General features: G+C 57.8%; 10 protein-coding genes and 1 pseudogene. 2 read left to right on the top strand and 9 right to left on the bottom strand.

Features of this window, described 5'->3' with window-relative positions; all coding sequences use genetic code 11:
* Positions 1-2 precede the first annotated feature (2 nt).
* From tssH to F8N82_RS10470, 9 genes are all read right to left on the bottom strand, one after another.
* Positions 3-2,666 (bottom strand): type VI secretion system ATPase TssH, encoded by a 2,664-nt coding sequence (gene tssH, locus F8N82_RS10510; protein ID WP_038995209.1) that lies wholly within the window; start codon positions 2,664-2,666, stop codon positions 3-5.
* Positions 2,667-2,817: 151 nt separating this feature from the next.
* Entirely contained in the window at positions 2,818-3,309 is a 492-nt protein-coding gene (locus F8N82_RS10505) for an Hcp family type VI secretion system effector (RefSeq protein ID WP_038995208.1), read from the bottom strand.
* A gap of 15 nt (positions 3,310-3,324) precedes the next feature.
* The gene (locus F8N82_RS10500) at positions 3,325-5,040 is read right to left on the bottom strand and encodes an OmpA family protein (RefSeq protein ID WP_038995207.1); all 1,716 of its coding nucleotides are present in this window, start codon (positions 5,038-5,040) and stop codon (positions 3,325-3,327) included.
* Between the two features lie 7 nt (positions 5,041-5,047).
* Positions 5,048-5,731: a type VI secretion system protein TssL, short form gene (gene tssL, locus F8N82_RS10495; protein ID WP_038995205.1), complete on the bottom strand. Its 684-nt coding sequence runs from the start codon at positions 5,729-5,731 to the stop codon at positions 5,048-5,050.
* The gene (gene tssK, locus F8N82_RS10490) at positions 5,728-7,083 is read right to left on the bottom strand and encodes a type VI secretion system baseplate subunit TssK (protein ID WP_038995204.1); all 1,356 of its coding nucleotides are present in this window, start codon (positions 7,081-7,083) and stop codon (positions 5,728-5,730) included. The genes tssL and tssK overlap by 4 nt, the downstream gene beginning before the upstream one ends.
* Before the next feature lie 24 nt (positions 7,084-7,107).
* Positions 7,108-8,646 carry a type VI secretion system contractile sheath large subunit gene (gene tssC / locus F8N82_RS10485; protein ID WP_038995202.1) on the bottom strand — a complete coding sequence of 513 codons (1,539 nt, stop codon included), beginning with the start codon at positions 8,644-8,646 and terminating at the stop codon, positions 7,108-7,110.
* A gap of 35 nt (positions 8,647-8,681) precedes the next feature.
* On the bottom strand, positions 8,682-9,185 hold the full coding sequence (tssB, locus tag F8N82_RS10480; RefSeq protein WP_038995201.1) for a type VI secretion system contractile sheath small subunit: 504 nt from the start codon (positions 9,183-9,185) through the stop codon (positions 8,682-8,684).
* A gap of 754 nt (positions 9,186-9,939) precedes the next feature.
* On the bottom strand, positions 9,940-10,182 hold the full coding sequence (locus tag F8N82_RS10475; protein ID WP_150776862.1) for a hypothetical protein: 243 nt from the start codon (positions 10,180-10,182) through the stop codon (positions 9,940-9,942).
* 195 nt (positions 10,183-10,377) lie between these two features.
* Entirely contained in the window at positions 10,378-10,824 is a 447-nt protein-coding gene (locus F8N82_RS10470; RefSeq protein WP_038995198.1) for a hypothetical protein, read from the bottom strand.
* Between the two features lie 147 nt (positions 10,825-10,971).
* Here F8N82_RS10470 and F8N82_RS10465 point away from each other — a divergent pair.
* Positions 10,972-11,445 (top strand): annotated as a pseudogene (locus F8N82_RS10465) (DNA cytosine methyltransferase); the annotation flags it as partial.
* 1,014 nt (positions 11,446-12,459) lie between these two features.
* Positions 12,460-12,645: a hypothetical protein gene (locus tag F8N82_RS10460; RefSeq protein WP_141231078.1), complete on the top strand. Its 186-nt coding sequence runs from the start codon at positions 12,460-12,462 to the stop codon at positions 12,643-12,645.
* The last annotated feature ends 567 nt before the right edge of the window (positions 12,646-13,212 follow it).

Below are 13,212 nucleotides of genomic sequence, written 5' to 3'. Positions count from 1 at the left end.
GCTCAAACCTCCCAGGTCACAGGCCGGGCCCGGTTTGGTATATCGGTAAAGTCCAGGGTGATGTCATCCGTGTCGCTGTAGCCCAAGGTCACACCGTGGGTGTGTTGACGGGTCGCCTGACGCTGCAACAGTTGCTGGCTGAGCACCGGCAGGATCTGCTGGTTGAGCAGGCTGTCGATGTTGCGTGCACCGGTATCCGGCAGCAGGCAGGCGGCAACCAGGACATCATTGAGCCGGGGGTCAACTTGACAGGTCAGCCCGTAGTGACGTTGCAGGCGGTTACCGACCTGAGCCAGCTTGATCGCAACGATGCGTTTGAGTGCGTCAGCGTCCAGGGGGCGGTAGACCAGGGTTTGAAAGCGGGCCAGCAAGGCCGGCTGGAAATGCTCGCGCAAGATCGGTCGCAGCAATTCCTGCAACACACTGTCTGGGGCATCGGCTTGCTCCTGCAGGCAGGCCTGCAACAGGTCGTTGCCGAGGTTGGAGGTCATGAGGATGACGGTGTTGCGAAAGTCGATCTCGCGCCCTTCGCCATCGCGCATGAAGCCACGATCAAAAACCTGGTAGAAAAGGCTGAGTACATCGCGATGAGCCTTCTCTACCTCATCGAGCAAGACCACACTGTAGGGACGTTGGCGCACCGCTTCGGTGAGCACGCCACCCTGACCGTAACCGACGTAACCCGCAGGCGAGCCTTTGAGTTGGCTGACGGTATGGGGTTCCTGATATTCGCAGAGGTTGAGGGTGATCAACGACTTTTCACCACCGAACAGGCTGTCGGCCAGGGCCAGGGCGGTTTCGGTTTTGCCGACGCCACTGCTGCCCACCAGCAGGAACACCCCCAACGGCGCCTTGTCGTCGGTCAAGCCGGCCCGGGCAGCGCGCAACCGCTGGGCCATGGCCTGCAACGCGTGGTCCTGGCCGATCACGCGCCCTGCCAATTGCTGCTCCAATGCCAACAAGCTGGCATGTTCATCTTTGAGCAAGCTACCCAGGGGCACCCCGGTCCAATCGGCAATCACCTCGGCCACACTGCGGGCGTCAACGTCAAGGGAGACAAGCGGTTGGTTACCTTGCGCAGCGCTCAGCTGTTGCTGCAGTCGCGCACTCTGCTCTGCTTGGCTCGGTACCGCCTGGCGCGCATCGAGCAATTGCCTTGTCAGGTCAAGCTCGTGCCGATACTGGCTCTCCAGTTTGATCTGCTGAGCACTGAGCTCGACAAGGTGCGTAGCTATTTTCGTCATCCGCTCATCTGCGCAGCCACCGCCGAGTTGCGCATCTTCCTCCAGCGCCTGGCGCTCCAGCAGCAACGCGCCTTGGCGGGCCTTAAGGCGGACCAGTGCCTGGGGCTCGCAATCCAGGCTCATGCGTACCCGGGCACTGGCAGTGTCGAGCAGGTCGACAGCCTTGTCTGGCAAACGCCTGCCGGTCAGGTAGCGACGTGACAGGCTCACCGCTGCTTGTACTGCGGCATCCTGAATGTGCACGCCATGGTGGCTGGCGTAACGGGCCTTGAGGCCACGCAGCATGAGGCAGGCATTGGCATCGTCCGGCTCATCGACCTTGACCATCTGGAAACGCCTTTCCAAGGCTGCGTCGCGCTCGAAATACTGTTTGTATTCGCTCCAGGTCGTGGCCGCAATGGTGCGCAGCTCACCACGGGCCAGGGCCGGCTTGAGCAGATTCGCCGCATCAGCGCCGCCCGCCTGGTTACCAGCGCCGATGAGGGTATGGGCTTCATCGATAAACAGCAGTACCGGCGTTGCCGACTGTTGCACCGCATCAATGACGTTCTTCAGGCGCTGCTCGAACTCACCTTTGACTCCCGCCCCCGCCTGCAGTAACCCAAGGTCCAGGGTACGCACGCACACCGGTTTGAGGCTGTCCGGGACCTTGCCTTGAGCGATGCGCAAGGCCAAGCCTTCGACCAGCGCGGTTTTGCCCACCCCAGGGTCACCGACCAAGATGGGGTTGTTCTTGCGCCGCCGGCTGAGGATGTCGATGACCTGGCGGATTTCGTCGTCACGGCCAAATACGGGATCGATCTGCCCTGCTCCGGCGTTGGCGGTGACGTCCTGGGTAAATTGATCGAGCACGTTTCGTAAGGCATCCTCTTTACCACTCGGAGTAGTCGGCGCATCTAGCCCAGGGAGCGCCTTGGCCAACACCAAGGCCATGTCCTGTTGAGCCTGTGGACGCTCCTCGGATTCTTGATCAAGCACCGCAATCAGTTGCTGCAACTGGGTCTGGTTGAGGCTGAACAGCGGCCAGGCCGCTTCACACTCGATCAGGCTGGGGGTCTCCAGTAAAGCGCTGAGCAGATGCGTGGAGCGCAGACATTCGCTGTCGTCATTCAGCGACGCGTGAAGCCAGGCATTGGTCATCAACTGCTGCAGCTTGGCGCTGAGCTGAGGCTTGCTGTGCACACTGCGCGGCAGCGTGTCGAGATGCTTGAGCAAGCCATTCCAGAGCGTTTCCACATCCCATTCGTAACGACGTGCGATCAGGATCAAATCGCCCTGGCCTTGCCCCAGCAATTTGAGCAACCAATGCTCGACCGTGATCTGCCCGTGGGCGCGGGTTTGGCACAGTGACGCCGCCGCCGTCAGCGCCTGTGCACAGTAAGGGTTGAGGCGACGAAGCAAACGCGTGGCGTTCTGTGCCATAAGGGCGTCCTTGTTGTGGATTTTTCACGGAGTCATCGGTGCAGCGAACACTGGCGCAAGTCACGATGTGTTTGGCTGAACGTCCGCGAACGGACGTTCAACCCAGCACACCGCAAACCGCTGGCATCAATCACCTGCCAGCGTCAGCGCATCAAGCACTCTGGCGCTCGTTCCAAGCGTCAGAATGGATGATGTTGCCGTCCTTGTAGGTCCAGGTGACCTTCTCGTAGCGCAACTCAACCTGCTCCAGGTGGTTGTGCTTTTCCTTGGACGAGTCCTTGATGTCATGCATTTTTGGCGCGACTTTCACCACCTTGACGTTCTCCAGCTTGGTCACGAAATACTCGACTTCCTGGCCTGCATCGTCGATGCGGTACCACTTGAACTCAGCGCTTTTGAGGGTCTGGCCCGTGGTTACTGCCTTGTACAGATAGGGGCTGGAGGCATCGATTTCCTTGCTGAACAGAAACGGGGTGTGCACCCGCGTACCCGTTAACTTGCCGGTGTTGTTGTCGGTGGGGATGTACAGGCTGTGGTCCTGGGCAATCACTTCGATACTGCCTACGCGGTTCTGCACATCCACAGAGCCTTTGATTTGCGCGCCGCCGTCATCTTGCAGCCACAGGTAAACGGGAATAGCCATGTGAAGCTCCTTTTCTCAGAAGTTGAATGCCGCAGATTGCGACAGGGGTTGCAGGCCTGACTCGGCAGTGGACGGCACGCAGGCCTCCGCTTCCGGCACCAGACGGATTTCGACGCGACGGTTGGCAGAGCGCCCATGCTCGGTGTCATTGCTGGCGATTGGTTGGCTGGCACCAAATCCTTGCACCGCAAAGCAACTGCCGGGGATGTCGCCCATGCGCAGCATCCAGTCGTGTACGGCGGCGGCGCGGGCACGGGACAGCTGCAGGTTGTGTTCTGCACTACCCGTAGCATCGGTATGCCCGGCAATAACGATCAACCAGCCTGGCTGCGCCTTGATATCGACCAACGCATTGATCAGGACTTTGGTCGAGTCCGGTTTTAGTTGAGCGCTGCCTGTGCTGAACAAGGAGAGGCTGTCAAGACGAACAGGTGTCGCTGATCCGACGGGTACAGGCGCGAGCATTGGTTGTCGGTGACTAGCGATGGTTACCAGCAAGGGCACGCGCACGCGTTCCCCGCGATACAGCCCGAATCCGAGTGACCATGGCGCCCCATGCCGGTAGTAGCGGTCCAGCCGCAACGCATCCTGACGAAGTACCGCCAGCGCCTCCTCCCGCAAGGGAAACTCCGCGCGCTCTGAATGGGCTGGAATGGCCAGATAGCGACGCAAGTCATCGCTGACCTGGCGGATCAGCAACGTGTTTTGCCAGGCCGAACTCGCTAAGCCGGTCACCCCCGCGAGCACGAGCAGCCACAGGCCAATGATGCGTGTGCGGTGTCCTTGGGCACGCGATACAGACGTGGGCAGCAAGTGCAAGAAGGTGTCGGGAAACGGCAACGTCGCTCCCGATGAAACGGCTTCTGTAGCCGTCAGAGCGACCTTGTCCTTCAACCACTGCTGCCACAGATTGCCCTCTGCACGGCAAGCCAACGCAGGAACAAACGAAACGGCGCAGACTGCTGGACCGGCAAGCTGCGAAGCAACGAGGTTAGGCATGACTGTTTCGTTCAGCCAGGCCACAACGCTGTTCAGTTGAACGCTGGCCTGCAGTCGTGCCGCGTAGGCTGTGGAATCAGTGGCCTGCCGCTGCCAATCGACCACGCTGGTGCACTCGCCTGTCTCCCGCACTTTCGCGCGGGCCTTGCCGGCCTCCCAACTGAACCAAAGCCCCGTATTCTGCGAGGCTTGCAGATAACTCACCATCAGCAGTGGCAGCGCTATGCTGCGCTTGCGAACCATGGCCACTTGATAGGCAAAGCTGCGAACCCGGTTAGCCAGTACCGTGCTGTCCGTGTGTTCACCGGGGTTGATCACCAACATGACGCTAAGCTGCCCGTCCCACCCCGGACGACTACCCCTGATACTGGCGATGATCGACGGTAGCTGTTGCGAGGTTGGCACTCGCACATAACACCCCTGCTCCGTTACACGCAGGGCGAGCTGTTCGACGGGAACGGAACCAAACAGGTCAAGCAGACCATCGCCACAGACCATGATCACCGGCTGGTGGTAACTCGCAGATGGCAAGGATGCGCTATCAGCCAGAGTCAACAACTCGCCCTGGCGCATCGCGCGTTGCTTCGCCCGCTTCCAGGCCAGCGTGACAACAACCAGCACCACCACGATAGCGAACAGACGCGCTCCGAAAGCAAACGGCACGATGGCGAGCAATGCCAATGCTAGCGAACCTACCCACAACCAGAGCCCTTGAGCCTGTTTATGCGTCATAAGTGCCTCACCCCTGACCAGGCAAGAGCGTTGCAATGGTATCGTCGAGCATGTGGTCCAGCCCCCACCAGACACCGACAAGCACCATGGCCGCCGCCGCAACGTGGAGCAACGGTGACTGCAACCCGGCCAGGAGCCAGCTACGCTGGCCGCCCACAGCTTGTGTGATTAGCGACGGGTTGACCTCAAGAGGCGGCACCCGCGCATTGAGCGCCGCTAACAGTTGCTCGCGCTCAGGATCGCTAACATCGCGATAGCGCCCCCGAAAGCCCAGCATCAGCACGCGTTGGAATGCCGTCAGCACGCTCAGGTCGGCTGCGGGTTCGCGAAGCACTTCGCGCATATCTTCGTACAGGAATTCACCGGCCTGATGACGGCTGAAAAACTTCGCCTGCAAGGGCGCACTGGCCCAAGTGGCATGAGCATCGTCTTTGGCGCAGCTGAGTACGGTTTCATCCAACAAGGCGCATTGGGCATGGCTGATGTAGTCAATACTGCGCTGATCCATGGCGGCTGTTTTCAGACACTGGCGCACGTGCTCGATCTGTGCCACGCAAAGCTGCCCCAACTCAACGCTATTCGGGACGGAGCCCCCCTGGCGAAACTCGACCACCAACAGGTAGCTGTCCTGCAATAGCGCATCGATGTCCACCACCGATGGCTTTGTTGTATTCGATTCGTTCACGTTCATGCGCGCAGCACCGCAAACAGTTCAAGCTTGACGTCGACCAGGGTGCTGGGAACGTAGAACGCACAAACACCTTCGGCCAACATGGCTTTGCCTTTGGCATGGGTAAGATCCAGGGCGAAGTACTGGTTCTCCAGGCGCAACGGAATGGCTGCGGGCACATGGCTAAGCGATTGCAAGGGAACACCGTCAAGGGCGGCGTTAACCAGATGATCGACATCATCCGGTGCTCCGACCTTGCACAAGCGAGGGAACTGTCCCTGCAGTTGGGCAGCCGGAAGTCGACAACGCACCGACAGGTAAAAGTCGGCGCCGTCAGGTTCGCGCAGTCGTGCGTCATTGAGCGTAACTTGCCAACGATTTGCGCCGCGCTCTTCCAGCGCCAAGGCAATGACGCGCGACGGTAAGCTGGCCTCCAGCAACGTGGAAAGGGTGCACATCAACGGCGCGAACACAAATTCCAGTTGCTCGTGGCGATAGGCAGGAATCTGCTCCATGTCATGGTCGAGCGAGAACGTCAGCAGGCTGCCGGCCAATTTGACCAGTTCCTGATAGACCTGTTCCGGGTGGCGCATGGGATGAAGTTTGAGGTCAGCCAGCACCGGCTGGTAGGTGTTCAAGGCGTTGAGCAACCAGAACAACGAGACATCCGCAACGGCGAAGTCGGCCATACGCTGGTTGCTTTCCCTGCGCATGCCCATCAAGCGCTGTCGCTTGGCCGACAGCTGGGTTAGCAAATTGTCCAGTTGCGCCACCAAGCCCGGATGCGCTGCGAAGCTGAGCAATGGCGGTACGTAGGCAGGATCCAGACTCCAGATACCCTGGCCATCGCGTATCAGGCGAGCGACCGGACACGTCAGGTAATCGGCATTCTCATCCTGCTCCAAGCGCAGCGTCAGAGAGTGCTCCAGCACACCGATCGATTGCACCTCATCGGCGTACACATCCTGCACGTCACGCCACGCCTGACGATAGCGCGCCGGTCGATCAACCCTCCCCCCTTCGAACAGACAGTTGCCGCCATTGGCCTGTTCCAGCGGTAACGCCAGCAGCACCGTAGCACTTGAGCTGTCATCGGACAGCAACCGAGCCAAGTCCAAAGCCGCAGGAAGACGATCCACCCGATCAGTGTCGATCAGGGTACCGTCCGGCATACACAATCGCAGTTTAGTCGCCTTGAGCTTGCCAAGACTCAAGGCATCCAGGTCGAATGACACCGCCTGTACACCCCAAGGGTGCACCAGTGACAGGTGGGCAAGGCAGTGGTTGGTCCAGGCCTCCCAGCGAGCCTGTTGCTGAAACTGCTGCGCAGACAACAAGGCACCCGTGGCCCATAGAGGACGGTCGATCTTCATGACAGCACTTCCCTACGGACTGACTCAGGCTTTGGCCTTGGGCATCTGCGAAACCAACGACAGGTTGACGTCCATACCTTCCACCTGAAAGTGCGGCACGGCGTACAACTTCACACGGAAGAAACCCGGATTGTCTTCGATGTCTTCCACGATCACCCTGGCATCGCGCAGAGGATGCGAAGCCTGAAGATCGTCCCCCGGATCGGTCATTTCGGTGACCAGCCCGCCTACCCACTTGTTCAGTTCCAGTTCCAACAAGCGCCGGTCTTTGGTCGTGCCGATGTTTTCGCGCTGGATCAGCTTGAGGTAATGGGCAATACGCGACAGCAGGAAGATATACGGCAAGCGCGCATTGATTCGGCTGTTAGCAGTCGCGTCGGCGGTGTCATACAGCGCAGGCTTCTGGGCAGAGTTGGCCGAGAAGAAGCAGGCGTAATCACGATTCTTGTAGTACGACAGAGGAATGAAACCGAGGTTGGCGAATTCGAACTCACGCGTCTCGGGAATCATCACCTCCGAGGGGATCTTCACCTGGTTGCCGGTACCCAAATCGTACAGATGGATCGGCAGGTCAGTGACTGCACCGCCGGATTGCGGGCCACGAATTTGCACACACCAGCCGTTGGCAATGAAGCTGCGGACCATATTCGCAGCAAAAGCGAATGCAGCACTGATCCACAGGTATTTTTCATGATCTGGGCCCTTGACGTTTTCACCGTAGTTGAAGGTGAGTACGGGCGTGGTATCTGGCCCATAGGGCAGCCGCCCTAACACGCGCGGCATCAACAAACCCGTATACCGGGCATCATCGCTCTCGGTGAAACTGTGCCATTTTATGTACTCGGCACGGTCCAAGTAGTTGCCAATATCTTTGATGGCGGCAACTTCTTCCATCGTTTTCTTGCCAAAAAATGCGGGCCCAACGGAACCAATGAATGGCATATGTGCTGCCGCCGCAACCTTCGAAACATTGCGCAGCAAAGCGATATCCTGTGGGCTGCAATCGAACTCATAATTCGAAATGGCCGCAGCAATTGGCTCACCTCCAGGGGTGTCATACTCCTGGGTGTAGGTATGCAGATAGAAGCCACTCTGGGCAATTTCTGGCGCATCCTCGAAGTCCTGCACCAGATGCTCTTTACTGACATCCAGCAATTCGATTCGAACATTCTGGCGAAAATCGGTTTGATCGATCAGCGATTTCACGCCACGCCAAGTCGACTCCACACGCTGGAAGTCGGGATGGTGCATTACTGCATCGAGCTGACGACTGATTTGTGCATCCAGCGAAGCAATATGCTCATCCAACAGCGTTCTATCCAGACGCTCGACTTTTCGCGCTGACTGCTTGAGCAAGTTCAAAAACACACTCACTGAGGCAGTGACCCGCTCATCAGCGGATACCTCGGACAATGCTTCCGGATGCTGAAACGCGTCAATGTCACCCAGTTGCGCGATGGGACTCAAGTTGATCTTATCGAACAGGGCGGAGTAAACGCCATGGCTGTTTTCAGACAACACCGCAGCGCCGCGCGATTGCGCAGAAGATTGCTCTACAGACATAATTGAAACTTCCTGTAAACCGGAACGAAGTGGAGTTAGCGATCGACTTGGGGCGCCAGAGCAGACAATTCAGCCCTGAGCTCATCACTCAACGCGTCATCCTTGAGGATGCGCTCCAACTCATGGCGAAAGGTCGCGTTGTCCAACAGATTCGATTTGAGGTCGCGCAGCAGGTTGCGCATTGCCAGCAAGGCACGCAGCTGTGGTATTTGCCGAGCCACCTGCTCTGGCTCAAAGTCTTTCAGACTCTGAAATCTCAGATCGACAGCAGTGTCGCTGCCGTCATTGAGCAGCGCATTGTCAACCGTCAGCTTCAGGCTTGGCGTGAATTCAGCCAGTACGCTATCGAAATTATGCTTGTTGATGTTGACCTTGGATCGCTCAGGCAACGAGCGCTGCTCTTTGCCATTACTGTAGTCACCCATCACCATCAACTTGAGCGGAAGCTCAACCTTTTTCTGGGCACCGCCAGTGTGCAAATCGAGCTTTATGTTGACCCGTGCCTTAGGTACTTCGTTCTGAAAACTACTTGATGCCATATTCCCTCCAGCGACCTGCTGCGATCAGCAAATACCGCTATCAAAACGAAATTTTGACGGGAACTCACACTTTTGCCCGACTAGCGCGATGAGCCACCAGCCATACAGCAGATAAAATTCCCTTTCTATCGATGGCCAGAGATCTTAACCCTGGTCGACTTCCCTACCACAATGAATCATTCCAAACATCCTTTCCACCCCCCAATGTTCATTTCGGATGCTTTTGATTGAATTTCGGAAATATCCTACACCGAAAAACACACACACTTAGTAACACTGCATGCATTCGAAACCAACCAGGCCTGACATTGCCCGCCTTATCGATAAACATCGAAAACACGCGTTCACCTACACTGCGCCCAACCAATAAAGCAATTGGAACGTAGGTAAAGTCTGATCAAAAATAAGGAAAGTTATACATGTATTAAGTAGACTCAACAGGCACTTTGCAGGCCACTCGCGCAAGCTCAACGGCCCGCTGTTACCGGCAACGTTGGCCGTCAGAGCGTTTCGCCGAATGTCGCGGCAGATCAGCATGCATTCCTACGCGGGACTCCTTTACAACACGCCCTCTGAAACTCCGACCAAGGTTTAGCAAACCTTGATCCAGCGCTCCGCTCTCGACGTTGAGCCAGTTCCCAAACTAATGCTGCGATCTCGAAGGCGACCTCGGGCGCCGAGATAACCAAACTGAACACCAGGTGGGAGCTGTCCGATACCCTAGTAGAAAACACCGAACTGAAAGTGTGCCGTATTACCTGACAGAAAACGGATGGCCCTGATCGCGCTGTGCGGCTGCTGCGGTCTTGGCGGACCCGGCCAGGCGCTCTTCTGTTGCCAGCAAAGCTTGAGCGCGGGTGTTGATGGCGGCCTGCCGGCTGGCGTTATCCGACAGCACGGCATTCGCCTGGCTGGTAACTTCGGCGGTTTGAGCGGTTGCACGATTCAGCAACTGAACGTACTCACTCGCCTCTAGAGAAGCTTGAGCCATCAACAATAGGCGGGGCTGCTGCTTATCAGCAATTTCGGCGGCACGGCGGCTGGCCTGGGCACGAGGTCGCTTGCGGCCTCGACAGCATCACTGGAGTCGATCCTCAGGCCAAGGGAGGCAATCGTTGTCCTGATCTGCTCCAGGCAGGCAACAAAAAGCCCGCACTAGGCGGGCTTAGATATAGTCCGGGAACTACATGAGTTAAGAGGGCTGAAATCTCGTACCGCAGGAATGGCACATCCACGTACGGCGCCACTCTTCCAGCTTGTCATACTGAGCGACGTTGAACTTCCAGTGACGCACAAACCCAATCACACCAATGGCGATGAATGTCACGCCAATGAAGAACTTGCCCCAATCAACGCCCCAATACGAGTTCATCAGCTTGAGGCCGTCGTACAGGATAATAGCGCCAACACCCGTGAGGACTACAGGTCCCAGCAAGCGCTTACCTGGTGGAGGGCCGACGCTAGCGGCCAAATCGGTCTGATGCCGGCCGGTGGTCTCGACAGTTACGCTCGGTCCGATTCCGGATTGCGCTTGGTGGGTTGCTTGAATGCGCGAGGTCCCAGCGGCATGGATGACGGACAAGAGCTGGACTTGCTGACCCTGGCATTGCGGGCAGCAGATGGCGTTGTTGCTCACCACGATTTCATTCCTTTGAGGGGCGGGAAACATGCATTCTAAGACAAGGTCAACCTGTTCTGCACCTGTGCATGCCCAGTAACTCCCCTTGGCTGCTTGCCAGGCCGTGGACGGCGCCGTCAGCTTTTACGTTGCCCAACCGCTCACGCGGTGCCGCAGTACAGGGTACGCCTGTTCATGGTAATGACGCGAAGCAAGGCACCGCTGATGCTGCAACTGCCGCAGGAACGACATGTGGCAGCGGCCAGCTTTCTGGACTTCGACGCCGGGCGTTGGTCGCCGATCGAAAAGCCAGGCCGGGCGCAGGCCACGCTTGATCGCGTGCGCAACGGTCGCGCGCGGTTCGGCGACCGGTTCATCAAGCCGTACTACGGCAAGGGCTCAGGCACTACCAGCCGAAACATCAACCGGCCGATCGGCACCCTCACTACCCCAGACTGCTGGGCCTTAGTCGACGGCAACCGCATGCGGATGCTCAGCGCTGATGAGGCCTTGGCCGCAATGTCGTTTTCGGCCGATACCCTGCGCCCGGACAGCCACCGGCTGACCATGCATATGGCTGGCAATGCGGTTCCGCCGCTGGCAGGCAAGAGAGTGATTAAGGCGCTGTTGAAAGCTGCTTAAGGACGAGAGACGGTCACGTGACGTAGAAGATGAATATTGATATCAACCTTCGTTATCCAAGGCGGCTGCTTATTCACAGCTCGCATCGCCAGATAGGTCCTCGTTCTTTCCTTGTCGAGTCGCCACTCTCCTCTCAGGATCTGTTGGACTAAGAACCTCGGAACTCCGTAGTAGCCACACGCAAGACAATCCACTTCGACAAATACAGCAGCTGTAGATAGTGCCCTCGCCCTCTCACCGCAGATTAAGCATTCCATGCTTCACCCGTTGCTTGTACGAAAAACCCTCAATTCTAGTCGCTTCTCAGCGAGGTATCCCCATGCCCACAGCAATCGATCTGTTCGCCGGCCTCGGCGGACGGAGCACAGGCGTCCAGGTTCTCTGAGCAGCCAACCATCAGCGAGTGATCGAAGCGCTTCTGCGAGCTGCCTAGGATTACTGGTCGATATCGAGCCGTATCGAGTACAGGCAGTTGTTGGCGCCATCCGGAATCACCAACGCCTCGCCGACTCGATAGATTGGCCCAACGAGCTCACCGCTCATTGCGTACAGACCGTTATCGATAATTTGAAAGCGCTGTACTCCCAGGTCATTAAGCACAGTGCCGTCAGGCTGTATCGGGCCAACCGCGGATGCAACAGGCCAATGACCTGCATAGAGCGTGTACCTGTGCGTCTTGAATCCCTCAAACATCACAATTGATCCATGGCCAAAACATCAACTGTAACTGATACGAGTAGGTATCCCCATGCCCACAGAAAACCGATCCAGCAACACCGAACAGATGGTCAGCGTGCCGCGCGATGAAGTTGAGCACCTGGTGAAGCTGCTGCGTTACCAAACCCACCCCGGCCCGTCGCCTCATGCTGAGTTCTGGCAGGGCCTGCTTGATGCACCAGCCGCCCAGCATCAGGGCGAGCCGGTGCTGCGACTGATGTTCTGGCCGAGCGCCAGCGCCCGATCGAAGTTGAAGGCTGGTCGCATGAACACGATGACGAACATGACGGCTACCAGATGTCCGACGCAGCAGCCTGCTACGCGCTCTGGGCCGGCGGAATCAACCCCGGAAATTGGCATGGGTTCTGGCCCTGGTCCGCCGAGTGGAAGCAGCAGAGCGACCCGCGCCGAATGCTGGTAAAAGCCGGCGCCTTGATTCTGGCCGAGATCGAACGCCTGGACCGCCTCAAAGCCTCTGAATGACCAAGGAGTACATTTGTACTCCACCCAAATTTAACCCCTCTCCCCTCTATTGAACAGCCGCGATATGGCGGCAAGGACGAAGTCATGCCCAGGAAAGAGCACCTCATCGTCGACTCAGGACAATGAGCGCTGGTCACTCTCGGCATACCGTCAGCGCCATCCAGCTTCTTCGTATACGGCAAGCACAGGAAGCGATCCTCAAAAGGCGAGTAGCTTTCCACCATGATGACGCCACTGGAATCTGAATCATGTTGGCTGACAACGATGTGATCAGGTCCGTTCCACGGCGTCGCTGTCTCGGTTCCCGGAGCGAACAAAGAGCGAAGATAGGCCTCATCCTCGCCAGAGAAGCGTTGAGGCGTACGCTGGTAGAGCACTGCCCCGCCCTTGGTTACGTTCTCAATTGCTTTTGCGCCACGGACCAAGATGGCCTTTTCTAGGCTGAGCTTATCCTCGGCAGTGAGGCGATACGCTGCCGGTTCGTACTCGTGACTGATGGTGTCATCGGGGCCGTAGAGGTACGGCTGAATAGCATCTAGGAGGTTCACATCAAGAGCATCCCTGTTC

This window comes from Pseudomonas fluorescens (genome assembly GCF_902497775.2).
Lineage (GTDB): Bacteria > Pseudomonadota > Gammaproteobacteria > Pseudomonadales > Pseudomonadaceae > Aquipseudomonas > Aquipseudomonas putida_F.
Note: the sequence above shows the minus strand (reverse complement) of the source record. Positions and strands in the feature narration are given on the sequence as shown.

Bases quoted from the DNA above. Each gene is read 5' to 3' on its own strand.
- tssH (WP_038995209.1), bottom strand. From the start codon at position 2,666: ATGGCACAGAACGCCACGCGTTTGCTTCGTCGCCTCAACCCTTACTGT.
- F8N82_RS10505 (WP_038995208.1), bottom strand. From the start codon at position 3,309: ATGGCTATTCCCGTTTACCTGTGGCTGCAAGATGACGGCGGCGCGCAA.
- F8N82_RS10500 (WP_038995207.1), bottom strand. From the start codon at position 5,040: ATGACGCATAAACAGGCTCAAGGGCTCTGGTTGTGGGTAGGTTCGCTA.
- tssL (WP_038995205.1), bottom strand. From the start codon at position 5,731: ATGAACGTGAACGAATCGAATACAACAAAGCCATCGGTGGTGGACATC.
- tssK (WP_038995204.1), bottom strand. From the start codon at position 7,083: ATGAAGATCGACCGTCCTCTATGGGCCACGGGTGCCTTGTTGTCTGCG.
- tssC (WP_038995202.1), bottom strand. From the start codon at position 8,646: ATGTCTGTAGAGCAATCTTCTGCGCAATCGCGCGGCGCTGCGGTGTTG.
- tssB (WP_038995201.1), bottom strand. From the start codon at position 9,185: ATGGCATCAAGTAGTTTTCAGAACGAAGTACCTAAGGCACGGGTCAAC.
- F8N82_RS10460 (WP_141231078.1), top strand. From the start codon at position 12,460: ATGTCCGACGCAGCAGCCTGCTACGCGCTCTGGGCCGGCGGAATCAAC.